General features: G+C 60.8%; 20 protein-coding genes and 1 other RNA gene. 10 read left to right on the top strand and 11 right to left on the bottom strand.

Translation table 11 applies throughout. From position 1 onward, the window contains the following. The first annotated feature begins 1 nt into the window (after window position 1). The 7 genes from LOY43_RS09395 to hemN all read left to right on the top strand — a co-directional run bounded on the left by LOY43_RS09395 (window position 2) and on the right by hemN (window position 7,443). Window positions 2-319 (top strand): hypothetical protein, encoded by a 318-nt coding sequence (locus LOY43_RS09395; RefSeq protein WP_141231782.1) that lies wholly within the window; start codon window positions 2-4, stop codon window positions 317-319. Further along, window positions 319-1,734 carry a cytochrome c oxidase accessory protein CcoG gene (gene ccoG / locus LOY43_RS09390; protein WP_095047717.1) on the top strand — a complete coding sequence of 472 codons (1,416 nt, stop codon included), beginning with the start codon at window positions 319-321 and terminating at the stop codon, window positions 1,732-1,734. Before LOY43_RS09395 ends, ccoG begins: the two co-directional genes overlap by 1 nt. Window positions 1,735-1,745: 11 nt before the next feature. Continuing rightward, entirely contained in the window at window positions 1,746-2,285 is a 540-nt protein-coding gene (locus tag LOY43_RS09385) for a FixH family protein (protein WP_095124872.1), read from the top strand. Window positions 2,286-2,496: 211 nt separating this feature from the next. Continuing rightward, window positions 2,497-4,947, top strand: a complete 2,451-nt coding sequence (locus LOY43_RS09380) for a heavy metal translocating P-type ATPase (protein WP_095047719.1) — start codon at window positions 2,497-2,499, stop codon at window positions 4,945-4,947. A 24-nt stretch (window positions 4,948-4,971) separates the two neighbouring features. Continuing rightward, window positions 4,972-5,184, top strand: coding sequence for a cbb3-type cytochrome oxidase assembly protein CcoS (gene ccoS / locus LOY43_RS09375; protein ID WP_093431851.1), 213 nt, complete (start codon window positions 4,972-4,974; stop codon window positions 5,182-5,184). Beyond that, a complete protein-coding gene (locus tag LOY43_RS09370) occupies window positions 5,177-5,860 on the top strand; it encodes a sulfite exporter TauE/SafE family protein (protein ID WP_016984739.1) in 684 nt (227 codons plus the stop codon). The genes ccoS and LOY43_RS09370 overlap by 8 nt, the downstream gene beginning before the upstream one ends. 200 nt (window positions 5,861-6,060) lie before the next feature. Next, on the top strand, window positions 6,061-7,443 hold the full coding sequence (gene hemN, locus LOY43_RS09365) for an oxygen-independent coproporphyrinogen III oxidase (protein WP_220558394.1): 1,383 nt from the start codon (window positions 6,061-6,063) through the stop codon (window positions 7,441-7,443). On the opposite strand, the gene LOY43_RS09360 is transcribed toward hemN, so the two are convergent. Beyond that, on the bottom strand, window positions 7,440-7,922 hold the full coding sequence (locus LOY43_RS09360) for a hypothetical protein (RefSeq protein ID WP_095047721.1): 483 nt from the start codon (window positions 7,920-7,922) through the stop codon (window positions 7,440-7,442). The two genes, hemN and LOY43_RS09360, sit on opposite strands and share 4 nt — an antisense overlap. 154 nt (window positions 7,923-8,076) lie before the next feature. Here LOY43_RS09360 and fnr point away from each other — a divergent pair, with 154 nt between their 5' ends. Together fnr and LOY43_RS09350 are read left to right on the top strand one after the other, a co-directional pair. Further along, window positions 8,077-8,811 (top strand): fumarate/nitrate reduction transcriptional regulator Fnr, encoded by a 735-nt coding sequence (gene fnr, locus LOY43_RS09355; protein WP_007918332.1) that lies wholly within the window; start codon window positions 8,077-8,079, stop codon window positions 8,809-8,811. A 78-nt stretch (window positions 8,812-8,889) separates the two neighbouring features. Beyond that, a complete protein-coding gene (locus LOY43_RS09350) occupies window positions 8,890-9,438 on the top strand; it encodes an adenine phosphoribosyltransferase (RefSeq protein WP_007918333.1) in 549 nt (182 codons plus the stop codon). A 90-nt stretch (window positions 9,439-9,528) separates the two neighbouring features. Here the strand turns inward: LOY43_RS09350 and LOY43_RS09345 are convergent, their stop codons facing one another. The 5 genes from LOY43_RS09345 to dnaX form a co-directional block, all read right to left on the bottom strand. Further along, window positions 9,529-10,677, bottom strand: a complete 1,149-nt coding sequence (locus LOY43_RS09345) for an acyl-CoA dehydrogenase family protein (protein WP_258709505.1) — start codon at window positions 10,675-10,677, stop codon at window positions 9,529-9,531. A 157-nt stretch (window positions 10,678-10,834) separates the two neighbouring features. Then, window positions 10,835-11,437, bottom strand: a complete 603-nt coding sequence (gene recR, locus LOY43_RS09340) for a recombination mediator RecR (RefSeq protein WP_007918335.1) — start codon at window positions 11,435-11,437, stop codon at window positions 10,835-10,837. A gap of 66 nt (window positions 11,438-11,503) precedes the next feature. Continuing rightward, entirely contained in the window at window positions 11,504-12,538 is a 1,035-nt protein-coding gene (locus tag LOY43_RS09335; protein ID WP_095047723.1) for an NADP-dependent oxidoreductase, read from the bottom strand. 276 nt (window positions 12,539-12,814) lie between these two features. After that, complete coding sequence (locus LOY43_RS09330; RefSeq protein ID WP_258709504.1) at window positions 12,815-13,153, bottom strand: YbaB/EbfC family nucleoid-associated protein; 339 nt, start codon at window positions 13,151-13,153, stop codon at window positions 12,815-12,817. A 67-nt stretch (window positions 13,154-13,220) separates the two neighbouring features. After that, window positions 13,221-15,401, bottom strand: a complete 2,181-nt coding sequence (gene dnaX, locus LOY43_RS09325; protein ID WP_258709503.1) for a DNA polymerase III subunit gamma/tau — start codon at window positions 15,399-15,401, stop codon at window positions 13,221-13,223. 145 nt (window positions 15,402-15,546) lie between these two features. Here dnaX and LOY43_RS09320 point away from each other — a divergent pair, with 145 nt between their 5' ends. Continuing rightward, complete coding sequence (locus LOY43_RS09320) at window positions 15,547-16,296, top strand: ABC transporter substrate-binding protein (RefSeq protein WP_258709502.1); 750 nt, start codon at window positions 15,547-15,549, stop codon at window positions 16,294-16,296. 211 nt (window positions 16,297-16,507) lie between these two features. On the opposite strand, the gene ffs is transcribed toward LOY43_RS09320, so the two are convergent. From ffs to smc, 5 genes are all read right to left on the bottom strand, one after another. Beyond that, window positions 16,508-16,604, bottom strand: an RNA gene (gene ffs / locus LOY43_RS09315) — signal recognition particle sRNA small type. A gap of 134 nt (window positions 16,605-16,738) precedes the next feature. After that, window positions 16,739-17,902: a putative zinc-binding metallopeptidase gene (locus LOY43_RS09310; RefSeq protein WP_095047727.1), complete on the bottom strand. Its 1,164-nt coding sequence runs from the start codon at window positions 17,900-17,902 to the stop codon at window positions 16,739-16,741. Window positions 17,903-18,073: 171 nt separating this feature from the next. Beyond that, complete coding sequence (ligA, locus tag LOY43_RS09305) at window positions 18,074-20,431, bottom strand: NAD-dependent DNA ligase LigA (RefSeq protein WP_258709501.1); 2,358 nt, start codon at window positions 20,429-20,431, stop codon at window positions 18,074-18,076. 160 nt (window positions 20,432-20,591) lie between these two features. Next, window positions 20,592-21,455 carry a cell division protein ZipA gene (gene zipA, locus LOY43_RS09300; protein ID WP_034152851.1) on the bottom strand — a complete coding sequence of 288 codons (864 nt, stop codon included), beginning with the start codon at window positions 21,453-21,455 and terminating at the stop codon, window positions 20,592-20,594. 261 nt (window positions 21,456-21,716) lie between these two features. Further along, the gene (gene smc / locus LOY43_RS09295) at window positions 21,717-25,205 is read right to left on the bottom strand and encodes a chromosome segregation protein SMC (protein ID WP_108226629.1); all 3,489 of its coding nucleotides are present in this window, start codon (window positions 25,203-25,205) and stop codon (window positions 21,717-21,719) included. Window position 25,206 lies beyond the last annotated feature (1 nt).

Here is a 25,206-nt window from a genome sequence, read left to right as displayed (position 1 = left end):
CGTGACGCCATTCGTGCGTGCGTCCAATCTGACCAGGCTTTTTTATGAAACTCGCAATGACCGCAGCGGCGGACTGTTCTCCCGTGGAAACAATGAATTAGCCCTCAAGCCAAAACCGTCCATACTCAACAAGTCAATTGACCTGCATCATGCTTTGCTGCATTCGCTACACCATTCAGGTTTTTTACCCAACGCGACCAAAGGTCGCACCCTTGAGCCAGAGCGACCGGCGTATCATTGCGCCACTGCAACACCCCTTTCTGACCTGGGTTGGCACGTATCGACCGAGGCATTTTTCCACTGCCGTGGGATGCAATGATGAGCAACCAGATTCCGGTACACGACGTCACACCACCGAGCAAAAACGCGAACAACAGCGTTGACCTTTACGCCTCTCGAGAAAAAATCTACACCCGTGCTTTCACTGGCCTGTTCCGCAATCTGCGGATGATGGGCGGTGCGGCATTGTTTCTGCTGTATTTCGGTACGGTGTGGCTGAACTGGGGCGGTCATCAGGCCGTGTGGTGGAACCTGCCGGAGCGCAAGTTCTTCATCTTCGGCGCCACTTTCTGGCCACAGGATTTCATTCTGCTCTCGGGCCTGTTGATCATTGCCGCGTTCGGCCTGTTCTTCATTACCGTGTACGCCGGCCGGGTCTGGTGCGGCTACACCTGTCCGCAAAGTGTGTGGACGTGGATTTTCATGTGGTGCGAGAAGGTCACCGAAGGCGACCGTAATCAGCGCATCAAGCTCGACAAGGCGCCGATGAGCGCCAACAAATTCGCGCGCAAACTCGCCAAACACGCGCTGTGGCTGTTGATCGGTTTTGTCACCGGCATGACCTTCGTTGGCTACTTCTCGCCGATCCGTGAACTGGTCTTCGAATTCTTCACCGGCCAGGCCGATGGCTGGTCGTATTTCTGGGTCGGCTTCTTCACCCTCGCCACTTACGGCAACGCCGGTTGGCTGCGTGAGCAGGTGTGCATTTACATGTGCCCGTACGCACGCTTCCAGAGCGTGATGTTCGACAAGGACACGCTGATCGTCTCCTACGACCCGCGTCGCGGCGAAAGCCGTGGCCCGCGCAAGAAAGGCGTCGATTACAAGGCCCAGGGCCTGGGCGATTGCATCGATTGCACCATGTGCGTTCAGGTGTGCCCGACCGGCATCGACATCCGCGACGGTCTGCAGATCGAGTGCATTGGCTGCGCGGCCTGCATCGACGCCTGCGACAGCATCATGGACAAGATGGATTACCCGCGCGGGCTGATCAGCTACACCACCGAACACAACCTGTCCGGGCAGAAAACCCATAAACTGCGGCCACGCCTGATCGGCTATGCCGTAGTGTTGCTGGCGATGATCAGCCTGTTGGTCACTGCATTCGTGATGCGCTCGCTGGTTGGCTTCGACGTCAGCAAGGACCGCGTGCTATACCGCGAAAACGCCGAAGGCCGGATCGAAAACGTCTACAGCCTGAAGATCATGAACAAGGATCAGCGCGACCACACTTACGTGCTGGAAGCCGCCGGCCTGCCCGACCTGCGCCTGCAAGGCAAACGCGAGATCAAAGTCGCGGCCGGCGACATCGTCAGCATGCCGGTCGAGTTGTCGAGCGCACCGGAGCAACTGCCATCGAGCACCAATGAGGTGAAATTCCTCCTCAAGGATGCCGATGACGACAGCGTCCACGTTGAAGCCAAGAGCCGATTCATCGGCCCACAAATCCGTTGAGAGAACTGAACATGCCCGCAGCAAACGCCGCAAGTCCCTGGTACAAGCACCTTTGGCCATGGATCATCATCGGAATTCTGGCCTGTTCGGTGACCCTGACTCTGTCCATGGTGACCATTGCGGTGAACAACCCGGACAACCTCGTCAACGACAACTACTACGAGGCCGGCAAAGGCATCAACCGTTCGCTGGACCGTGAGCTGTTGGCACAGACTCTGAAGATGCGCGCCGCTGTGCATCTGGATGACGTGACCGGTGAAGTTGATCTGCGTTTGAGCGGTGACAGTCAGCCAAAGACTCTGGAGCTGAACCTGATTTCACCGACGCAGCCGGAGAAGGATCGCAAGATTGTCCTGACCCGCAGCGAGACCGAAACCGGGCGTTACATCGGCCAATTGGGTGACAAAGTTGAAGGTCGCCGGTTTGTCGAGTTGCTGGGCACTCAGGATGATCACATCTGGCGGATGTTCGAGGAAGAATTGGTTAACCATGACAAGGATCTGCTGCTGGGTGATGAACCGCTGCAAGGTGCCGAAGACTTGAAGAAGTAAACAACTTCAAAAGCCCCCTCACCCTAGCCCTCTCCCCCTGGAGAGGGAACTGATCTCGAGCGTTTGCACGTTTTGTGTATGACAGTGAAAATCCAGGCGACTGAGCCTGTTTTCAGGCTCACACCGATCGGCTCCCTCTCCCTCCGGGAGAGGGCTGGGGTGAGGGCAAGCGGACAACCCCAATGCAAGGGCTTACCCCCTCAACGATGCCATGACCACCCCACTCCCCTGCTATCACTGCGCCCTGCCGGTCCCGTCCGGCAGCCGCTTCACTGCCGTCGTACTCGGGCAATCCCGCGAATTCTGCTGCCCGGGCTGTCAGGCGGTGGCCGAAGCCATCGTCGCCGGCGGTCTGGAAAGCTATTACCAACACCGCAGCGAAGCCTCGGCCAACCCCGAAGCATTGCCGGTGCAATTGGTCGATGAACTGGCCCTGTACGACCGCGCCGATGTGCAGCAACCCTTCGTCCGCCACGAAGGCGATCTGGCCGAAACCACCCTGTTGATGGAAGGCATCAGTTGTGCCGCCTGCGGCTGGCTGATCGAAAAACACCTGCGCACGCTGCCCGCCGTGGCCGAGGCGCGGCTGAACCTGTCCAACCATCGCCTGCATGTGCGCTGGGCCGACGCGCAATTGCCGCTGAGCCAAGTGCTCGCCGAACTGCGCCACATCGGCTACGCCGCCCACCCGTATCAGGCCGATCGCGCCAGCGAACAACTGGCCAGCGAAAACCGTCTGGCCCTGCGCCAACTCGGTGTCGCCGGTCTGCTGTGGTTCCAGGCGATGATGGCGACCATGGCCACCTGGCCGGAATTCAACATCGACCTCAGCCCCGAACTGCACACGATCCTGCGCTGGGTCGCGCTGTTCCTGACCACACCGATCGTGTTCTACAGCTGCGCGCCGTTCTTCAAAGGCGCGATGCGCGATCTGCGCACACGCCACCTGACCATGGATGTCTCGGTGTCGCTGGCGATCGGCAGTGCTTACATTGCCGGGATCTGGACCTCGATCACCGGGGTCGGCGAGTTGTATTTCGACGCGGTGGGGATGTTTGCGTTGTTCCTGCTTGCCGGCCGCTATCTCGAACGCCGTGCCCGCGAACGCACCGCTGCCGCCACCGCGCAATTGGTCAATCTATTGCCTGCCTCTTGCCTGCGCCTTGATGCAGCCGGCCAGAGCGAACGCATCCTGCTCAGCGAACTGCGCCTCGGCGAGCGGATTCTGGTGCAGGCCGGCTCGATTCTGCCGGCGGACGGCAAGATCATCGACGGCCAATCGAGCATCGACGAATCGCTGCTCACCGGCGAATACCTGCCGCAACCGCGTACCCTCGGCGACACGGTCACTGCCGGCACGCTCAATGTCGAAGGCGCGTTGACCGTGGAAGTTCAGGCGCTGGGCCAAGACACGCGCCTGTCGGCCATCGTCCGCCTGCTCGACCGCGCCCAAGCGGAAAAACCGCGACTGGCGGAAATCGCCGACCGCGCCGCGCAATGGTTTTTGCTGTTATCACTGATTGCCGCCGCGGCCATCGGCCTGCTCTGGTGGGAGCTGGATTCATCGCGCGCATTCTGGATCGTCCTCGCCATGCTCGTTGCGACCTGCCCGTGCGCGCTGTCGCTGGCAACACCGACCGCGCTCACCGCAGCCACCGGGACATTGCACAAACTCGGTTTGCTGCTGACCCGTGGTCACGTGCTGGAAGGCTTGAATCAAATCGACACGGTGATCTTCGACAAGACCGGCACCCTCACCGAAGGCCGACTGGTGCTGCGCTCGATTCGCCCGCTCGGCGCGCGCGACAGCGATGAATGCCTGAGCCTTGCCGCCGCACTGGAAAACCGTTCGGAACATCCGATTGCCCGCGCCTTCGGCCGTGCGCCGCTGGCCGCTGAAGAAGTCCACAGCACGCCGGGGCTTGGCCTCGAAGGCTTGGTGGGCGGACAGCGTTTGCGCATCGGCCAGGCAGAATTTGTCTGCGCCCTCAGCGGTGCGAACGTGCCCGGCATGCCGAACGAGGCCGGCCAATGGCTGCTGCTCGGCGACGCTCAGGGGCCGCTGGCGTGGTTCGTCCTCGACGATCGCTTGCGTGACGACGCCCCCGCCCTGCTCGCCGCGTGCAAGGCGCGCGGCTGGCGCACATTGCTGTTGTCGGGCGACAGCTCGCCGATGGTCGCCAGTGTGGCGGCAGAACTCGGCATCGACGAGGCTCGCGGTGGTCTGCGCCCGGACGACAAGCTGCAAGTCCTGCAACAGTTGCACAAGGAAGGTCGCAAAGTGCTGATGCTCGGCGATGGCGTCAATGACGTGCCGGTACTCGCCGCGGCCGACATCAGTGTCGCCATGGGTTCGGCCACCGATCTGGCGAAAACCAGTGCTGATGCGGTGCTGCTGTCCAACCGACTCGACGCGCTGGTCCAGGCTTTCACGCTGGCGCGCCGCACCCGTCGGGTCATCATCGAGAACCTGCTGTGGGCGGCGCTGTACAATGGCCTCATGTTGCCGTTCGCCGCCCTCGGCTGGATCACGCCGGTGTGGGCCGCCGTCGGCATGTCGATCAGTTCGTTGACCGTGGTGCTCAATGCCTTGCGTCTGACTCGCCTGCCGAGTCCGCCGCCCGCCAGCACCCGATCGCAAACCCGCCCGCTGCCGGCCTGAGCCGCGCGGGCACCTGGAGTACAGATGCCAGCTCTCTACGTGATGATCCCGGCCGCCCTGCTGATCGTGGCCATCGCCGTTTACATCTTTTTCTGGGCGGTGGACAGCGGTCAGTACGACGACCTCGACGGCCCGGCGCACAGCATCCTGTTCGATGATCAGGACCCGAACCACACCGCCGCCGTGGACGAAGCCAACCCCGACAAACCGGACGACAAGGCCCCACCTCATGCTTGAACTGGCGCCCTTGCTGGTATCGGCATTGATCCTCGGCCTGCTCGGTGGCGGTCATTGCCTGGGCATGTGCGGCGGTTTGATGGGCGCGCTGACCCTGGCGATTCCCAAGGAACAGCGCAGCCGGCGTTTCCGCTTGTTGCTGGCGTATAACCTTGGGCGGATTCTCAGTTATGCCACGGCTGGTTTGTTGATCGGTCTGGCCGGATGGGCTGTCGCCAACAGTCCGGCCGCGCTGTTCATGCGCGTGCTGGCTGGATTGCTACTGATCGCCATGGGTTTGTATCTGGCCGGATGGTGGAGCGGGCTGACGCGCATTGAAAGTCTTGGACGCGGTTTGTGGCGCTACATTCAGCCGGTGGCCAACCGCTTGCTGCCGGTGTCGAGTCTGCCTAGGGCTCTATTGCTTGGCGCGTTGTGGGGCTGGCTGCCCTGCGGACTGGTTTACAGCACGTTGCTGTGGTCGGCGAGTCAGGGCAATGCGCTGGACAGTGCGTTGTTGATGCTCGCGTTTGGCCTCGGCACCTGGCCGGTATTGCTGGCGACGGGGCTTGCGGCGGAACGCGTGACTGCCATTTTGCGCAAACGCAGCGTGCGCATGGCGGGCGGATTGCTGGTGATCCTGTTCGGGATCTGGACATTACCCGGCCCACATCAGCATTGGCTCATGGGCCATTAGATCGGCGGCGCGGCCTTCGCGAGCAGGCTCGCTCCCACAGGGGATTTGTGTTGCACCACCGATCCAATGTGGGAGCGAGCCTGCTCGCGAAGAGGCCCGCACTAACACCACACCTCTCCCCGTTGATGCAAATCAACAGCGCCACCACCGCCCCCCGATAGACTCGCTCACACTGCCAGCCTATCCGGGGGAATGCCCGCATGCTCGACGCCATTCGTTGGGACTCTGATCTGATCCGCCGCTACGACCTGGCGGGGCCGCGCTACACCTCGTATCCGACGGCCGTGCAATTTCACAGTCAGGTCGGCACCTTCGACCTGTTTCATGCCCTGCGCGACAGCCGCAAGGCCCTGCGCCCGTTGTCTCTCTACGTGCATGTGCCGTTCTGCGCGAACATTTGCTACTACTGCGCCTGCAACAAGGTCATCACCAAAGATCGTGGTCGCGCCCTGCCCTACCTGCAGCGGCTGGAGCAGGAAATCCAGTTGATCGCCTGCCACCTCGACCCGGCCCAGAAAGTCGAGCAACTGCACTTTGGCGGCGGCACGCCGACCTTTCTCAGCCACGACGAGCTGCGCCAGTTGATGGCGCACCTGCGCAAGCATTTCAATTTGCTGGAGGACGACTCCGGCGATTACGGCATCGAGATCGACCCGCGCGAAGCCGACTGGTCGACCATGGGCCTGCTGCGCGAACTGGGTTTCAACCGGGTCAGCATCGGCCTGCAAGACCTTGATCCGGCGGTGCAGCGCGCGGTCAATCGCCTGCAAAGTCTGGAGGAAACCCGCGCGGTGATCGATGCGGCGCGCACCCTGCAGTTCCGCTCGATCAATATCGACTTGATCTACGGGTTGCCCAAGCAGACCCCGGAAAATTTCGCCCGCACCGTTGAAGAAGTCATCAGCCTGCAACCGGACCGGCTCTCGGTGTTCAACTATGCGCACCTGCCCGAGCGTTTCATGCCGCAGCGACGGATCAATGACAATGAGTTGCCGGCGCCCGCGCAGAAGCTGGAAATGCTTGAGCGCACCATTGAGCAGCTCACCGCCGCCGGCTATCGCTACATCGGCATGGATCACTTCGCCCTGCCCGATGACGAGCTGGCGATTGCTCAGGAAGAAGAAACCCTGCAACGTAACTTCCAGGGTTACACCACTCACGGCCATTGCGACCTGATCGGGTTGGGCGTTTCGGCCATCAGCCAGATCGGCGACCTGTATTGCCAGAACAGCAGCGACCTCAACGAGTACCAGAACACCCTCGCCGCCGCACAACTGGCGACCAGCCGGGGCTTGGTGTGCAACGCCGATGATCGCTTGCGCCGAGCGGTGATCCAGCAGCTGATCTGCAATTTCAGCCTGGAGTTCGCCGCGATCGAGCAGCAGTTCAACATCGATTTTCAGGGCTATTTCGGCGCGCTGTGGCCGCAGTTGCAAGGCATGGCCAGTGATGGCCTGATCGCGCTGGATCGCGAGCGGATCGCCGTGTTGCCGGCGGGTCGTCTGCTGGTGCGCTCGGTGTGCATGGTGTTCGATGCCTACCTGGAACAGCAGAACCGCCAGCGTTTTTCGCGGGTGATTTAGTTTTTCGTCAACAACGAACCGACGCTCAGGTTCTGATCCGCGGTCAACCCGGACTGCCCGACCACTTTGGACAAAGCCAGATTGGCCGTGATCAGACCGGTATTCAACGCGGCGATTGCGCCTCGCAGCGCGGCAGCCTTGATGATCTTTTCTTCGTTGGAAAGGCGCTTGTCGGCCATGACCGCTTCGATGAGTGCCTTTTTCTCGGCAATCTGTTTTTGCAGTTTGCGGATCATCTTCAGCAATTGCTGGATGTTCTCGGGCAGGCCACTGGTCTCGATGTCGCTGTTTTCGCCACCGGCACTGGCGGATTTTGCAATCGATGCACCGGAGAGCGACACTTTGACGCCCTCGACCAAGGTCGGGGTTGCCTCATCGGACGAACCTGGGTTGTGTGCATTGCCGGACGCAACTTTAAACGCTTCCGGCGTTGCCGCAACGTCGCTGCTAGCGGGGCCCAGCGTACCAATGGCGGCCATCGAATCGTTCCTTGTATGCACTTTGATACCTGTTTATCGGCTGCTGGCCCTGTGGCTTTATGGCTGTAGGGCAAAGTCGCCCCAGACTGGCCTGAATGTCCTCCCGTGAGTTACCCTTACGGCTTATGTGTGTTTTCCCACAAGGATCTAAGAAATGTCCGAGCCAGTTAAACTGCGCGCTCACAACCAGGCCCATTGCAAGGATTGCAGCCTGGCCCCTCTCTGCCTGCCACTTTCTTTGAATCTGGAAGACATGGATGCGCTGGACGAAATCGTTAAACGCGGCCGCCCGCTGAAAAAGGGCGAGTTCCTGTTCCGCCAGGGCGACACGTTCGATTCCGTTTATGCAGTACGCTCCGGCGCCCTGAAGACCTTCAGCCTCAGCGACAGCGGCGAAGAGCAACTGACGGGCTTCCACCTGCCAAGCGAACTGGTCGGCCTGTCAGGCATGGACACCGAGAAACACCCGGTCTCCGCCCAAGCATTGGAAACCACATCGGTCTGCGAAATCCCTTTTGAACGTCTCGATGAGCTGGCCCTGCAACTGCCGCAGCTGCGCCGGCAGTTGATGCGCGTCATGAGCCGGGAAATCCGTGACGACCAGCAAATGATGTTGCTGCTGTCGAAAAAAACCGCCGACGAGCGCATCGCTACCTTCCTGGTCAACCTCTCGGCCCGCTTCCGCGCTCGCGGCTTCTCCGCCAACCAGTTCCGCCTGAGCATGTCGCGCAATGAAATCGGTAACTACCTCGGTCTGGCGGTGGAAACCGTGTCCCGGGTCTTCACCCGTTTCCAGCAGAACGAACTGATTGCCGCCGAGGGCAAAGAGATTCACATCCTCGACCCGATCCAGCTCTGCGCGCTGGCCGGTGGCTCGATCGAAGGCTGATCTCGATCCGCGGTTGAGCGAAGCGTTTCAGCCGCGGGTATACTGCGCCGTTTGCAGCCCTGCCAGGACACCTCGACGATGGTCTTCGACTCCTTCGACATCAAATCGCTTATCCGCCCTGTGATCGACTTCCCGAAACCGGGCGTGATCTTTCGCGACATCACCCCGCTGTTTCAGTCGCCAACGGCTCTGCGCCTGGTGATGGACAGTTTCGCCCACCGCTACGTGGAAGCTGATTTCACCCACATTGGCGCGATGGATGCCCGTGGCTTCCTGATCGGCTCGGTGTTGGCCTATCAGTTGAACAAGCCGCTGGTGCTGTTCCGCAAGCAAGGCAAACTGCCGGCGGACGTGCTGGCCGAAGGTTACGCAACCGAGTACGGCGAAGCGTTCCTGGAAGTGCACGCCGACAGCCTGTGTGAAGGCGATTCGGTGGTGATGTTCGATGATTTGATTGCCACGGGCGGGACATTGATCGCAGCAGCCAACCTGATTCGCCGCATGGGCGCGCGGGTGCATGAAGCGGCGGCGATTATTGATTTGCCGGAACTGCAAGGTTCGCAGCGTCTTGAGGACATGGGCATCCCGACCTTCTGCCTGACGCAGTTTGCGTTGACCGATAAATAATCAAGATCAAAAGATCGCAGCCTTCGGCAGCTCCTACATTGGAATGTGCGTTTCCCTGTAGGAGCTGCCGAAGGCTGCGATCTTTTGCCTTTAAAGCCCCATCTGCTTGCTGATGATCTCGTTCATCACCTCCCGCGTCCCGCCGCCAATCGAAAGAATGCGGTTATCCCGATACAGCCGTTCCACCAGACTTTCGCGCATATAACCCAGCCCACCAAGAATCTGCACTGCCTCGGTGGTGATCCGGTCTGACGTGTCCGTGGCAAAATTCTTCGCCATCGAAATCTCTTTGATCACGCTCTGCCCCGCCGCCATCTTCGCCGCTTGCCGGTAAGTAAATTCGCGTGAGACTTCCAGCGCAGTCGCCATCTCGGCGAGGCGATGCTTGATCACCTGAAACTTGCCGATCGGCTTGCCAAACGCCTCGCGCTCACGCGCCCACTTCAGGCTTTGCTCCAGTGCAAGCTGTGAGGTCATGTTGGCCATCAGCGCCAACGCCAGCCGTTCGCTCTGGAAGTTGCCCATGATGCAGGCGAAGCCCATGTTCTCGGCGCCGATCAGGTTTCCTGCAGGCACGCGGCAATCGTCGAAGAACAACTCAGCCGTGTCCGACGCCCACCAGCCCATTTTTTTCAACTGACGGCCAACGGTGAAGCCCGGCGTACCCTTCTCGATCAGCAGCAGACTGATGCCGCCAAACCCCGGCGCACCAGTGCGCACCGCGACGGTGTAGAAATCGGCGCGCACGCCACTGGTGATAAAGGTTTTGCTGCCGCTGACGCGATAGACATCGCCGTCACGCACGGCGCGGGTTTGCAGGTTGGCGACGTCGGAGCCACCGCCCGGTTCGGTAACCGCCAGCGCGCTGATCTTTTCACCGCTGAGCACCTGTGGCACGACCCGGTCACGTACCTCCGGGCGCGCCCATTTGACGATCGGTGGCAGGCCGATATCCAGCGATCCCAGCCCCGCTACCAGGCCGCCAGAGCCGCAGCGCATCAACTCCTCACTGGCGGCGACCTTGGCGAACAGATCGCCTTCATGGCTGCCTCCAAGCGTTTCCGGATAACCGATGCCGAGGATGCCTGCCGCGCCAGCCTTCCGGTACAGCTCGCGGGGGAAACTTTCGGCTTCTTCCCACTGATCGATGTCCGGCAGGATCTCGCGTTCGACGAAACGTCTGACGCTGTCGCGGACCAATTGGTGGCTGGGGTCGAAGTATTCCTGAAAGGCAGGCATGGGCGAGCTCCACGGAAGGGTTCGCCGAACTTAACCGAGCGCTTGCTTGGTTTACAAGATGCAGAAGATCAAAAGATCGCAGCCTTCGGCAGCTCCTACATTGGAAATACGCGTTTCCATGTAGGAGCTGCCGAAGGCTGCGATCTTTTGATTTTTATCAGAGAGAGATGGGTTTACGCCCGGCAAACGAATGCGCCAGCGTGCCGCCATCGACCAGTTCCAGCTCACCCCCCAACGGCACGCCGTGAGCGATCCGCGAAGCGATCAGGCCTTTGTTGCTCAGCAACTGCGCGATGTAATGCGCCGTCGCTTCACCTTCCACGGTCGGGTTGGTCGCGAGAATGACTTCGGTAAACGTGCCCGCCTCTTCGATCCGCGTCATCAACTGCGGAATGCCGATCGCCTCAGGCCCCAGGCCATCGAGCGGCGACAAATGCCCCTTGAGCACAAAGTAGCGGCCACGGAAACCGGTCTGCTCGACCGCATACACATCCATCGGCCCTTCCACCACGCACAGCAACGTGTCGTCACGGCGGGTATCGGCGCATTGCGGGCACAGATCGTCTTCGGTCAGCGTGCGGCACTGACGGCAGTGACCGACCCCTTCCATGGCCTGGCTGAGGGCCTGGGCCAGGCGCAAGCCGCCGCTGCGGTCACGCTCGAGCATCTGCAACGCCATGCGCTGGGCGGTCTTCTGACCCACGCCTGGCAAAGTGCGCAAGGCGTCGATCAGTTGGCGAATCAAAGGGCTGAAGCTCATGGGTAAAAAGTCCGACAAAACAACGAGACGCGGTTTATACCCGCGCCTCTGGCCAGCGTCAAATACTCAGTCCTGGGCGACCTTCACCACCAGTTTGCCGAAGTTGCGCCCTTCCAGCAGACCGATAAACGCCTCGGGCGCCTGCTCCAGGCCTTCGACCACGTCCTCGCGGAATTTCACCTTGCCATCGCGTACCCACGGCACCATGTGGCTGATGAACTCCGGCTGACGATCACCGTAGTCGTCGAACACGATGAAGCCCTGAATGCGCACGCGCTTGGTCAGCAGCGTGCGTTGCAGCATCGGCAGGCGATCCGGGCCTTTTGGCGTTTCGGAGGCGTTGTAACCGGCGATCAGACCGCACAGCGGAATGCGCGCCTTGGGGTTGAGCAACGGCACCACGGCATCGAACACATGACCACCGACGTTCTCGTAATAGATGTCGATGCCATCGGGGCAGGCCTTGGCCAATTGCTCGGCAAAATCGGGCGCCTTGTGATCGATGCAGGCATCAAAACCCAACTCTTCGACCACGTACTTGCACTTATCGGCACCGCCGGCCACGCCGACTGCGCGCAGCCCTTTGATCTTGGCCACTTGCCCGACCACCGAACCGACCGCGCCGGACGCAGCAGCCACGACCAATGTTTCGCCCTCTTTTGGCTGGCCGATGTCCATCAGCCCCATGTACGCGGTCATGCCGGGCATGCCCAACACACCCAGCGCCATCGACGGGCTCGGCAACCCGGCCGGGATCGGCATGATGTCACGGCCATCGCTGATGCTGTGGCTCTGCCAACCGGTCGCGCCGACCACCAGATCGCCTTTATGGAATTTCGGATGACGTGAATCCTCGACACGGCTGACCGCGCCGCCGGTCATCACTTCACCGATTTGTACCGGCGCGGCGTAGGACGGTGCGTCGCTCATTCGCCCGCGCATGTAGGGATCGAGGGACAGGTACAGGGTTTTCAACAATACCTGGCCGTCCTGCAGATCCGGCAAGGCTTCGCGTTCGAGGCGGAAGTTTTCCGGGGTCGGCGCACCGACCGGACGTGAGGCGAGGACAAAGCGCTGGTTGAGGGTGAGAGGGTCGGACATGTCAGCGTCTCCTGTGAAGGGTTAATTCAGCGGGTATAGGGAGCAGACCGTTGAGGCTTTTGCGCGTTCGATGTTTATTCAGTTGGCCGGGATTGATCGTTCCCATGCTCCGCGTGGGAATGCCGCAACGGACGCTCCGCGTTCGGCTCTGGACTTGGAACGCGGAGCGTCCCGGGCTGCATTCCCACGCAGAGCGTGGGAACGATCAGTCAGAAATAAAAATGCCAGGCGCGATGCCTGGCATTTTGTGTAGCTCATCTGCCGCCGGTTGGCGAATCAGAATGGCAGTTTCATACCGGCCGGCAGGTTCATGCCAGCAGTCATGTTGCCCATTTTGTCCTGACTGTTCTTTTCGATCTTGCGCACTGCGTCGTTGACGGCGGAGGCGATGACCGCTTCCAGCATTTCTTTGTCATCTTCCCTCATGCCTTCAACCAGGCTTGGGTCGATGCTCACGCTTTTGACGTCGTGACGACCGGTCATCACCACGGTGACCATATCGCCGCCGGCCTTACCGGTGACTTCGGCGTTGGCCAGTTCTTCCTGCATCTTGGCCATTTTTTCCTGCATCTGCTGTGCCTGCTTCATCAGGCCGGCCATGCCACCTTTCATCATGGGAATCACCTCAAAAGTACTTGGATCAAAACAGCGCCCGGCCAGCGCGGCCGGGCACCTTCAGTTATTAGCCTTGGGCGACCAAGGCATCGACAGGTTCAATAGTATCGTGTCGCACCACTGCGCCGAACTGCTGAACCATCTGCTGGATGAACGGATCGCCGTGGATCGACTCCTCCGCCTCGCGCTGACGGTTGGCGCGCCGACGGGACGCCGCTTGCGCCGGGGTTTCCTGCTCGGGCTTGATCAGCTCGATGGTGAGGCTCAGCGTGCGGCCATGGAACTGGTTCAACGCGTCGTTGAGGCGTCGCTGCTGCGTGGCGTTGAACAGTGCGCTGTGCGCCGGGTCGAGGTGCATCAGCCAATGGTCGCCATCGACGGCGATCAATGTGCAATTGGCGGCGATGCTGCCCGTCATGCCGGAGATCGGCAGTTTCGGGAACAGCTCCAGCCACTGCAACGCTAAACCTGTGGCTGGCGCCGCTGCCGGCTCTGGCTCTGGTTCCGGGGCAGGCTCGGCAGCGTGTTCGCTGGCCAGTTCGTCGAGGTAGCTGTAGGCCGAATCGATGTCCGGCTCGATGTAATCCTCATCCAGCGGCGGCTCGTCGTCCAGGTCCATGCCCGGGGTGGCGGCATCGACGTCGGCGACCGACGGCTCGGGAATCGGCGCGGCGGCCCACTCAGGCGCCTCCGGAACGACGCTGTCCGGGGTCGGCAGCGGCATCGGCGGCAACTCGGGTTGCTCGGCGGTGGTTTCCAGTACGGGCTCTACGGCTGGCTGCTGCGCAGGCTCGGGCTCGGGCTCGGGCTCGGGCTCGGGCTCGGGCTCTGGCTCTGGCTCTGGCTCTACCGGATCATTCCACGGTAAATCGACGACTGCTTCGGCGACGACAGCCGCTGGCGCAGGTTCTGGCTCGGCAACGGGAGCAACTTGAGCAACTTGAGCAACTTGAGCAACTTGAGCAACTTGAGCAACTTGAGCAACCGGCGCAGGCTCGGGAGCCGGTGCAGTTGCAGCCACCGGCGCAGGAGCAGGCGTCGGCCCAACCGCCGCAGCGACTACCGGCGCAGGTTTAGGCGCGGCAGCCACGGAGTTTGCGGAATCAACTGTGGCCTGGCTGATCCCCACTGGCTTTAGCGGTTGCCTCGGCGCGTCCGCGGTATCTGCCGGCCGGAAGGCGAGCATCCGCAGCAACACCATTTCGAAGCCACCACGCGGATCCGGCGCCAGCGGTAAATCGCGGCGGCCGATCAGGCCCATCTGGTAATAGAACTGCACGTCTTCGGCCGGCAAGGCCTGCGCCAATGCCAACACGCGATCGCGGTCGCCATGGCCATTGTCGACGCCTTCCGGCAACGCCTGAGCGATGGCTACGCGGTGCAGCACGTTGAGAATTTCCGAGAGCACGCCGTTCCAGTCCGGGCCTTGTTCGGCCAGGTGACGCACGGCTTCGAGCAACGCCTTGGCGTCGCCTTCGATCAATGAATGCAGGACGTCATAGACCTGACCGTGATCCAGGGTGCCGAGCATCGCCCGCACGTCGGTAGCGAGAACCTTGCCCTCACCGAAGGCAATCGCCTGGTCGGTGAGGCTCATGGCGTCACGCATCGAACCGTCAGCGGCGCGACCGAGCAGCCACAGTGCATCGTCTTCGAACGGTACGTTCTCGGCAGTGAGAACGTGGGTCAAATGCTCGACCACACGCTCCGGCGTCATGTTCTTCAGCGAGAACTGCAGGCAGCGCGACAAAATCGTTGCCGGAAGTTTCTGCGGGTCAGTGGTCGCCAGGATGAACTTGACGTACGGCGGCGGCTCTTCGAGGGTTTTCAGCAGCGCATTGAAGGAATGGCTGGAGAGCATGTGCACTTCGTCGATCAGGTAGACCTTGAAGCGCCCACGGCTTGGCGCGTACTGCACGTTGTCGAGCAGTTCGCGGGTGTCTTCGACCTTGGTGCGGCTCGCGGCATCGATCTCGATCAGGTCGACGAAGCGCCCCTCATCGATTTCCCGGCACACCGAACACTCGCCGCACGGGCTGGAAGTGATACCTGTCTCACAGTTCAGGCATTTGGCAATGATCCGCGCAATCGTGGTTTTACCCACCCCACGCGTACCGGTAAACAGGTACGCGTGGTGCAGCCGCTGGCTGTCCAAGGCATTGATCAGAGCCTTGAGCACATGGGTCTGGCCGACCATTTCGCGGAACGAGCGCGGACGCCATTTACGTGCAAGAACCTGATAACTCATCGAAAACCGTCGCAACGAAGGAAGCTGAAGCGGCTAATGCTAGCGGAGCAAGGGCAAAATTGCATCCGGTGTCCTCGTCTAATATGGCTAAGCTGCATGAGCAGAGGCTTTTATCGGCTCGGGATCGGGAATTACCGGAGCGTTTATGCGGTGGGCCGTGGGGGCGTTGCTGGGAATCAGCCTGAATGTGACGGCAGCGGAAACCCCGTTGCGCTTCGCCATGCCCGACAGCTGGGCGATGCCGATGGTGCAATACGAACGCGGGCGACCCACGCAAGGCATTCTTTACGATCTGATGCTCAGCCTGGCCACGCAAGTCGGCGTACCGGCCGAGTTTCACGTCCTGCCCCGCGCCCGCGTGCAGAGCGCGATGGAACACGGCGAGATCGACGTGCGCTGCTATGCCGCACAGTCGTGGCTGCCGAATCAGTCGGGGGACTACATCTGGAGTCTGCCGTTGTTCTTCCAGCGCGATCTGTTGATCAGCCGCAAGGATCAACCTGCCAGCACTGACCCTGCGCACCTGCCCCGCCAGTCCATCGGCACCGTGCTTGGCTACACCTACCCGACTCTGCAACCGTTGTTCGACGCTGATCGGCTGCAACGGGAAGATGCGCGTAATCAGGAGCAGGTGCTGGAGAAACTACTGGCCGGGCGTTATCGCTATGCGGTGAGTAACCAGTGGACGCTGGACTGGTTTAATCAGCGGTTGATGCCTGAGCAGCAACTGCAAGGTGTCGCCGTGCTGCAGGAGCAGAAGGTGGGTTGCTATGTGCGCAATGATCCGAAGGTGCCGGTGCAACTGGTCTTGCGCACGTTGTTGCGGATGAAGATATCGGGGGAGATTGATGAGATTATCCGGCTCTACACCGGCCACTCCGACAACACCCCATAACCTTGTGGGAGCTGGCTTGCCAGCGATTGCGGATTTTCAGTCAAATAGATGAACCTGACACACCGCTATCGCTGGCAAGCCAGCTCCCACAGGGTCATCTTCAACAGGGGGAATATGTGTCGATTTGGCAAATCGCAGGCACAAAAAAACCGCAGTGGGCGAAACCCATGCAGTTCTGTTTGAAGCGTTCGATTGTTCGTTAAGGTGGTAACCCCACCAGCCACACCCCGGCACACAATGTTCCCGCTGTGGCTGCTGCCTTCCGGCTCTGACCAGGTTCACGGGTAATCGTTGCGGGGGGACCGATGGGGTCACCATAACGACGCTTGCCTGTCGGCGAGCCGCGCCATTGTACCTATCTGAAGCGAAGTTACAACCGTTGGTTGCAGATAAAAAATATGAACGGGCTCAAGGACATAAAGATCGCAGCCAGCGGCAGCGCCTACAGGGTCAGAACCTCATCCGCCCTGCCGCCCGCCTGCTGGATCACCAGATGAATGAAGTGCAGCTTGGCAATCGCCGGTGCCGGCAGCACGAACGGGTAGAAATCCGGCTGGCCCATGCTCCGTGACAGTTCATTGAGCATGCCGGCCAATTCGATCCACGCATTGACGAATGAGAGGAACGCCTCGCCGCCGGGATGCTCCGGGTCGTACAGCGTGCTGGGCGGAAACGGCTGGTAGTCGAAATCCATTTCCCGCGCGCTCATGCCAAAGCCCAACGCCGTGTCCACCGCATCCATCATGTGCAGGTAATGCGCCCAGGTTTCCGCCCAGTCTTCCCACGGGTGCATGGTCGCGTAGGCGCTGACGTAGTACTGCGGCCAGTCCTGCGGTGCGCCTTGTTGGTAGTGACGGTCCAGCGCCTCGGCGTAACTGGCGCGTTCGTCACCGAACAGGCTGCGGAATGAATCGAGCCAGGGGCCGTTGGCGATCAGCCGATCCCAGTAGTAATGGCCAACCTCATGACGAAAATGCCCGAGCAGTGTGCGGTAGGGTTCATGCATCGCCGCCCTCACCTGCTCGCGGTGGGCGTCGTCGGCTTCTTTGATGTCGAGGGTGATCAGGCCATTGGCGTGGCCGGTCATCGGCGCGTTGCCTTCGAGGTCGACGCCGATGAAGTCGAAGGCCAGCCCAGTGTCTTCATCAACGGTTTTCGGGATGACTTGCAGGCCGAGGGTGATCAGTTGAGCAACGAGGCGACGCTTGGCGATTTCGACTTTGCGCCAACGCTCAGGGTTGTCCGGGGCGGACAGGTCGGGGATGGTGCGATTGAGGCTGCAGGCGATGCATAGGCTGTCGTGTTCGTTGGCCGGCAGCAGCCAGTTGCACGCGGCGGCTGTGTCGAGGTTGGCGCAGCGGCGAAACAGTCCGGCCTCGGGGTCGGCATCGAGCGTCCAGGTGCCCTCATACGGCCCCGGTTGCAGCGAAGTCAGGCGACTTTCTTCGGCTTGATAACCAAGCAATGCGTTGCAGGCCAGACACTGGCTGTTACGAAAGAACAGCGACTGGCCGCAGCGGCACGGCCAGAGTTTGCTGTTGCGTGAGGATTCGCCCATGAACGGCGCGATGATGCGGGAACTGAGCTGCTCGAAAAAACGGTGCATGGCGATCTCTCCCTGGGACTTGCCAAGACTAGATCATTCCCGTGACAACATCGTTCCCGCACTTTGCTGATCGTTCCAACGCTCTGCGTGGGAATGCATCCAGTGACGCTCTGCGTCACAGCGGACGCGGAGCGTCCGGGGTGGCATTCCCACGCGGGAGCGTGGGAACGATCAAACGTTCAGGCCATGGGTTTTGAGGAAGGCGATGAAGGTTTCTTCGTCCATCACTTTTACGCCCAGCTCATTGGCCTTGGTCAATTTGGAACCGGCACCGGGGCCTGCCACGACGCAATGAGTCTTCGCAGACACCGAACCCGCGACTTTGGCGCCCAGGCTTTCCAGATGCTCCTTGGCGACATCACGGCTCATCAACTCAACTTTGCCAGTCAGCACCCAAGTCTCCCCGGACAGCGGCAAACCTTCGACGACTTTCTTCTCGCTCTGCCAGTGCATGCCGAAATCGCGCAGTTGCTTTTCGGATTTCTCAGCCAGTTGCCGGTTCTCAGGCAGTGCAAAAAACTCGCGAACCGAATTGGCCTGCTTCTCCGGCAAGGCCTGACGCATGTCCAGCCAGTCAGCATTCAGCACCGCTTCCAGCGAACCGAACTTGTCCGCCAACTTCTGCGCGCCGCCCGGGCCGACCGAAGGAATGTGCAGCTTGTCGAGGAAGCCACCCAGCGTGGCGCTGGCGGCAAACTCGGCACCCAGCTCACCCTGATCCTGAATCTGCAGACCATGGCCCAGCAACTCAGCGATGACCTGCTGGTTATGCGCATCTTCAAAGAAGCTGTGAATCTCGTGCGCCACTTCCAGCCCCACATCCGGCAGATAGGTCAGCACTTGCGGCAGCGCCTGCTGCACACGCTCCAGCGAACCCAGCGAGCGCGCCAGCACCTTGGCCGTCTCCTCGCCGACATCGGGAATGCCCAGCGCATAGATGAAACGCGCCAGCCCCGGTTTCTTGCTGTCTTCGATGGCCGCGAGCAGCTTGTTGCTCGACACCTCGGCAAAGCCTTCCAGATCAACGATGTCGTCAAACTTCAGGGCATACAGATCCGCCGGCGAACTGACCAGACCTTCATCAACCAGTTGCTCGACACTCTTGTCGCCCAGCCCTTCGATATCCATCGCGCGACGCGAGACGAAATGAATGATCGCCTGCTTCAGTTGCGCGCCACAGGCCAGACGGCCGACACAGCGATACACCGCGCCTTCGCTGACGGTTTCCTTGCCCTTGCTGCGCTTGATCAGTTGCGTGCGCTCGACGTGCGAGCCGCACACCGGGCAGTTCTCTGGAATCTGCACCGCGCGCGCATTTTCGGGACGGCGATCCATGACCACTTGCACCACTTGCGGAATCACATCACCGGCGCGACGGATGATGACGGTGTCGCCGATCATCAGACCCAGACGGGCGACTTCGTCCATGTTGTGCAGCGTGGCGTTGGCCACGGTGACGCCGGCAACCTTGACCGGTTTCAGGCGCGCCACGGGCGTCACGGCGCCGGTGCGGCCAACCTGGAATTCCACATCGAGCAACTCGGTTAGCTCTTCCATCGCCGGGAATTTGTGCGCGATCGCCCAGCGCGGCTCGCGGGCGCGGAAGCCCAGTTCGCGCTGATCGGCAATGCTGTTGACCTTGAACACCACGCCGTCGATTTCGTAGGCCAGCGCGTTACGACGCTCGCCGATGTCGCGATAGTAATCCAGGCATTCGCCGATGCCCTTGGCCAGTTTCAGCTCGTGACTGATCGGCATGCCCCACTTCTGCAACTGCTTGAGGTTGCCGATGTGCGTGTCGGAAATATCGTGGGAAACCTGACCGATGCCGTAGCAGCAGAATTCCAGCGGACGGTTGGCGGTGATCTTCGAATCGAGCTGACGCAAGCTGCCGGCGGCGGCGTTTCGCGGGTTGGCGAAGGTCTTGCCGCCGACTTCCAGTTGCGAGGCATTGAGACGCTCGAAACCGGCCTTGGACATGAACACTTCACCGCGCACTTCCAGGGTCGCCGGCCAGCCTTCGCCATGCAGCTTCAGCGGAATGTTGCGCACGGTGCGCACGTTGACGCTGATGTCTTCGCCAGTAGTGCCGTCGCCGCGCGTGGCGCCGCGTACCAGCACGCCGTCCTGATAAAGCAGACTGACCGCCAGGCCATCAAGTTTCGGCTCGCAGCTGTACTCCACCGCCGCCCCGCCACCGAACAGATCGCCGGCCGGCAGGTCCAGACCTTCGGTCACCCGGCGATCAAATTCGCGCATATCGGTTTCTTCGAAGGCGTTGCCGAGGCTGAGCATCGGCACTTCGTGACGCACCTGGGTGAACGCGGTCAGCGCCACGCTGCCGACGCGCTGGGTCGGCGAGTCGCTGGTGATCAATTCCGGGTTGGCCGCTTCCAGCGCTTTGAGCTCGTGGAACAACCGGTCGTACTCGGCGTCCGGAATGCTCGGCTCGTCGAGGACGTGGTAACGGTAGTTGTGCTGATCGAGTTCAGCGCGCAGTTCAAGAATGCGGTTTTTGGCGGCGGTCATGGGTGTTCTCTCAAAAAGCAAAAGAGCAGCCGAAGCTGCTCTAATTCATCTATCTCTGGCAGCAGAAGCAAAAGATCGCAGCCTTCGGCAGCGCCTACAGACATCGCAATCCTGTAGGAGCTGTCGAGTGAAACGAGGCTGCGATCTTTTGATCTTGGCCTTAGCGCTTCTGGGTCAAGGCGCGACGTTCGAATTCGACGATGCGCTGACGGTAGTGCTCGATGGTCTGCGCGGTCAGGACGCTGCGCTGGTCATCTTTCAGTTCGCCGTTCAATTCCTGCGACAGCTTGCGGGCTGCAGCCACCATCACGTCGAAGGCTTGCTTCGGATGACGCGGGCCTGGCAGGCCGAGGAAGAAGCTTACCGCCGGGGTGCTGAAATGGTCGATGTCGTCCAGATCAAAGATGCCCGGCTTGACCGCGTTAGCCATGGAGAACAGCACTTCACCGTTGCCAGCCATGCTTTCGTGACGGTGGAAAATATCCATCTCGCCGAAACGCAGACCGCTTTCGAGAATGTTCTGCAACAGCGCCGGGCCTTTGAAGCCAGCGGCATCACGGCAGATCACGCTGATGACCAATACTTCTTCAGCTTGCGGCTGATCCTTGTCGGCCATCGCCGGCGCAGGCTTGCTGTCTTCAACGAAATCGTTGTCACGGCTGCTGAAGCTCGGGCCGCCGTCCAGATCCAGATCGAGGTTCAGGTCACCCTGCGCCGGACCGTTGCTGCCACGCTTGCCACGTTTCGAACCGGATTCGCGAGGCTCGCGTGCTTCGCGGGCCGGCATGCTCACCGACGGCAGGTCGTGTTCGTCCAGTTGCGGCTCTTTGTGAGTGTCCAGCACGCGAGCCGGGCCCAACAGCTCAGCGCTGGTGTCCTCGTCCGGCAGGTTGGACAGACTTCGGTCAAGACGGAATTTCAGTTTTCCCTTGCCGCCGCGCATACGGCGCCAGCCATCGAAAAGAATACCGGCTATCACAATGATGCCGATGACGATCAGCCACTCGCGCAGACCGATTTCCATGTAATCCCGTGCCTCTATAAAAAATGCTGAAAAATAAGGGGTTTACATTGTGCAAACCGCTTTAAAACGTGGCGCCAACTCTATGTTCTGACAGGCGTTTTGCCCACGTATACGAAAAATTGACATTAAACTAGCACGACCAAAGACAACTTTACACCGTCTGTCTCATTTGGCTTGCGCGAATATGTCGATTGGCCAGCAAGTCGCAGTTGGTAAAAAAGTCCTACAGACCTGAATTACCTTTTCCGACACCACGCTGACTCAGGCGTCCACCATCGCCATCGCCTCCTCGACATCCACGGCTACCAGTCGCGAACAACCCGGTTCATGCATCGTTACGCCCATCAACTGCTCGGCCATTTCCATGGCGATCTTGTTGTGGGTGATATAGATGAACTGCACGGTCTGCGACATCTCTTTGACCAAGCGTGCGTAGCGTCCAACGTTAGCGTCATCCAGTGGCGCGTCAACCTCATCAAGCATGCAGAACGGCGCCGGGTTCAATTTGAAGATGGCAAAAACCAGTGCCAGTGCGGTCAGGGCTTTCTCCCCGCCGGAGAGCAAATGGATGGTGCTGTTCTTCTTCCCTGGCGGCTGCGCCATGATCGTTACCCCTGTATCGAGTAGATCTTCGCCCGTCAGTTCCAAATACGCGCGCCCGCCACCGAAAACTTTCGGGAAAAGCGCCTGTAAACCACCATTGATCTGATCAAAGGTATCTTTGAAGCGGTTACGGGTTTCCTTGTCGATCTTGCGAATGACGTTTTCCAGGGTCTCCAGCGCTTCGACCAGATCGGCGTCCTGGGCATCCAGATAACGTTTACGCTCGGACTGTTGCGTGTATTCATCGATGGCCGCGAGGTTGATCGCACCCAGGCGCTGAATCCGCGCGTTGATGCGTTCGAGTTCTTCTTCGGCTTCGCGTTCACTGGCTTGTGCGGTTAATGTCGCGAGCACGCCGTTAAGATCGTAGCCGTCCTCGAGCAACTGATCCTGCAAAGCCTTGCGGCGCACGGTCAGGGCTTGCCATTCCATGCGTTGCTGTTCGAGCTGGCCGCGAATCAACTGCGATTGCTGCTCGGCCTGAGTCCGGCGCTTTTCCGCGTCGCGCAATTCGCGGTCGGCGTCTTCGAGGGCGATCTGCGCGGTTTTGAGTTCTTCGTCGACGGTCATGCGCTTGTCGAGCAGTTCTTCGAGCTTCAGGCGCAGCTCTTCCAGCGGTGCCTCGCCCTCCTCCAGATTCAGACTCAACTGTTCGCGCTTTTCAGTCAGGCGCTCGGCCTGCATTTCCAGACGCTCCAGCGCCTGACGCGTGGAGTCATGCTGCGCGCGCAACGAGCCAAGACGCACGGCCAATTGATGCGCGTGATCCTTGTGCTGGCGCGCTTCCTGACGCACCCGGTCAAGGCGTTCGCGCAGGCTGTCGCGCTGGGCCAGCAGCAACTCGCGCTGCTCGGTGTCCAGCGCCATGGCATCCAGCGCTTCCTGCAATTGCATCCGCGCTTCGCCGATCTGTTCGTGCTCGAGTTCGCGTTGTTCGCCGAGCTCGACCAGCTCTTCATCGAGACGCGTGCGGCGCAGCGTCAGCTGTTCAGCCTTGGCTTTGCCAGCGGACAGCTGCGCTTTCAATTCACCTTGCTGGCGCGCTTCGTCTTGCAGCAAACGGCGCAAATGTTCGCGGCCGTTTTCCTGCTGACGCTGTTGCGCGCGCAGGGTTTGCAGACGGGTTTCCATAGCCTCGACCGTGGCTTCTTTCTCTTCGCGTTCGAGATGCAGCGCTTCGATTTCCTGGCCCCGGGCGAGCATGCCGCTTTCCGCTTCGCTGGCCCGACGCACGCGTAAAAAATGCCGACCGACCCAGTAACCGTCGCGGCTGATCAAGCTCTCGCCGGCGCTCAATTGCCCGCGCAAGGCCAAGGCCTGCTCGAGGCTGTCGACCGGTTTGACCTGACCGAGCCACGGCGACAGATCGATCTGCGCGTCGACCTTATCGAGCAAGCTGCCGGCGACGCGCACGCCATCGCTGGCCGGGCTGAGCAGGCGCAGATCGCCCTGAGTGAAACCGGATAAATCGAAGCCGCTGAAGTCGTCGACCAGCACCGCTTGCAGGTCGGCGCCGAGCACGGTTTCCACCGCCAGCTCCCAACCGGCCTCAACCTTCAGGCCTTCGGCCAGACGCGGACGCTCGGCGAGGTTGTGTTCTTTCAGCCATTCGGCAGTGCCGGTGCCCGGATCGAGCGCAGCTTGCTGCAAGGCTTCAAGGGAAGCCAGACGACCGTTGAGGCGCTGCAAATCACCCTGCGCCTGTTGCTGCGCGGTCAGCGCTTGCTGCAACTCCTGACGCAGTTGTTCAAGCTTTTCGACCTGCGCTTCTTCGCTGGTCTGCAAATCTTCGAGGGTCGCTTCGGACTCGGCGAGCTGCTCGTTGAGTTCCATGATCGCCGCGTCTTCCGGGTCAGCCGAAAGCAGCGCGCGCTCTTCACCGAGACGCTTTTGCCGATCAGCGAGACGCTCCATGCTGGTTTCCAGCTGCTGGATGCGCGACTGCTGCACTTCAGCCTGACGGCGCGGTTCGGCGGCGGTCAGGTTGAAGGCGTCCCACTGCTCCTGCCAGCCGTGCATGACCGATTCGGAATCTTCCAGCGCAGCGGCGGCTTCCTCGGCGGCAGCGCTGGTGACTTCCTGCTCAGGGGTGAGCATGTCCAGCTCTTCGCCGAGGGTCAGCAGCAACGTGCGGTCGTGGCCCAGGTGTGATTCGGTTTCGAGGCGTGCGCGCTCGGCTTCTTTCAAGTCGTCCTGCAACTGCCGCAAGCGTTGCTGGCCGTGCTGGATGCTCTGCTCGACGCGGGCGATGTCGCCGCCGACCGAATAGAAGCGCCCCTGCACCAGATTGAAGCGTTCGGACAGGTCATGGTGACCGTCGCGCAGACGTTCGATGGCCGCATCGGCATTGCGCTGCTCAGCGACCAGCGCTTCGAAACTGATTTCCTGGGTGCCGATGATCGACTCGCGCTGGCCAACCTGATCATTCAGATCCTGCCAGCGCAACGCCGACAGTTGCGCCTTGAGCTGGCGCTCTTCGGCTTTGAATTCCTGATACTTCTTCGCCGCTTCGGCCTGGCGGTGCAGGCGCTCGAGCTGACGCTCCAGCTCATCGCGCAGGTCAGTCAGACGCGCGAGGTTTTCGTGGGTGCGGCGGATGCGGTTTTCGGTCTCGCGGCGGCGCTCTTTATATTTCGAGATGCCGGCCGCTTCTTCGATGAAGTTGCGCAAGTCTTCCGGCTTGGATTCGATCAGCTTGGAGATCATCCCCTGCTCGATGATCGAATAGCTGCGCGGGCCGAGGCCGGTGCCGAGGAAAATATCGGTGATGTCGCGACGACGGCATTTGGTGCCGTTGAGGTAATAGGTGGTCTGGCTGTCGCGGGTGACTTTTCGGCGAATCGAAATCTCGGCGTAGGCGGCGTACTCGCCCAGGAGCGTGCCGTCGGAGTTGTCGAAAACCAGTTCGATACTGGCCTGACTCACCGGTTTGCGGCTGGTCGAGCCGTTGAAGATGACGTCGGTCATCGACTCGCCACGGAGGTTCTTCGCCGAACTTTCGCCCATCACCCAGCGCACGGCGTCGATGATGTTCGACTTGCCGCAACCGTTCGGCCCGACGACCGCCGCCATGTTACTGGGGAAGTTCACCGTGGTCGGGTCGACGAAGGATTTGAATCCCGCCAGTTTGATGCACTTGAGCCGCACG

This window comes from Pseudomonas sp. B21-041 (assembly GCF_024748675.1).
Taxonomy (GTDB): Bacteria; Pseudomonadota; Gammaproteobacteria; order Pseudomonadales; family Pseudomonadaceae; genus Aquipseudomonas; species Aquipseudomonas neuropathica.
The sequence above is the reverse complement of the archived record's forward strand: the minus strand, read 5'-3'. Positions and strand labels throughout refer to the sequence as shown.

What these genes read in the sequence shown, in the direction of transcription:
- ccoG (WP_095047717.1), top strand. Translation starts at nt 319, where the DNA reads ATGAGCAACCAGATTCCGGTACACGACGTCACACCACCGAGCAAAAAC.
- LOY43_RS09385 (WP_095124872.1), top strand. Translation starts at nt 1,746, where the DNA reads ATGCCCGCAGCAAACGCCGCAAGTCCCTGGTACAAGCACCTTTGGCCA.
- LOY43_RS09380 (WP_095047719.1), top strand. Translation starts at nt 2,497, where the DNA reads ATGACCACCCCACTCCCCTGCTATCACTGCGCCCTGCCGGTCCCGTCC.
- ccoS (WP_093431851.1), top strand. Translation starts at nt 4,972, where the DNA reads ATGCCAGCTCTCTACGTGATGATCCCGGCCGCCCTGCTGATCGTGGCC.
- LOY43_RS09370 (WP_016984739.1), top strand. Translation starts at nt 5,177, where the DNA reads ATGCTTGAACTGGCGCCCTTGCTGGTATCGGCATTGATCCTCGGCCTG.
- hemN (WP_220558394.1), top strand. Translation starts at nt 6,061, where the DNA reads ATGCTCGACGCCATTCGTTGGGACTCTGATCTGATCCGCCGCTACGAC.
- LOY43_RS09360 (WP_095047721.1), bottom strand. Translation starts at nt 7,922, where the DNA reads ATGGCCGCCATTGGTACGCTGGGCCCCGCTAGCAGCGACGTTGCGGCA.
- fnr (WP_007918332.1), top strand. Translation starts at nt 8,077, where the DNA reads ATGTCCGAGCCAGTTAAACTGCGCGCTCACAACCAGGCCCATTGCAAG.
- LOY43_RS09350 (WP_007918333.1), top strand. Translation starts at nt 8,890, where the DNA reads ATGGTCTTCGACTCCTTCGACATCAAATCGCTTATCCGCCCTGTGATC.
- LOY43_RS09345 (WP_258709505.1), bottom strand. Translation starts at nt 10,677, where the DNA reads ATGCCTGCCTTTCAGGAATACTTCGACCCCAGCCACCAATTGGTCCGC.
- recR (WP_007918335.1), bottom strand. Translation starts at nt 11,437, where the DNA reads ATGAGCTTCAGCCCTTTGATTCGCCAACTGATCGACGCCTTGCGCACT.
- LOY43_RS09335 (WP_095047723.1), bottom strand. Translation starts at nt 12,538, where the DNA reads ATGTCCGACCCTCTCACCCTCAACCAGCGCTTTGTCCTCGCCTCACGT.
- LOY43_RS09330 (WP_258709504.1), bottom strand. Translation starts at nt 13,153, where the DNA reads ATGATGAAAGGTGGCATGGCCGGCCTGATGAAGCAGGCACAGCAGATG.
- dnaX (WP_258709503.1), bottom strand. Translation starts at nt 15,401, where the DNA reads ATGAGTTATCAGGTTCTTGCACGTAAATGGCGTCCGCGCTCGTTCCGC.
- LOY43_RS09320 (WP_258709502.1), top strand. Translation starts at nt 15,547, where the DNA reads ATGCGGTGGGCCGTGGGGGCGTTGCTGGGAATCAGCCTGAATGTGACG.
- LOY43_RS09310 (WP_095047727.1), bottom strand. Translation starts at nt 17,902, where the DNA reads ATGCACCGTTTTTTCGAGCAGCTCAGTTCCCGCATCATCGCGCCGTTC.
- ligA (WP_258709501.1), bottom strand. Translation starts at nt 20,431, where the DNA reads ATGACCGCCGCCAAAAACCGCATTCTTGAACTGCGCGCTGAACTCGAT.
- zipA (WP_034152851.1), bottom strand. Translation starts at nt 21,455, where the DNA reads ATGGAAATCGGTCTGCGCGAGTGGCTGATCGTCATCGGCATCATTGTG.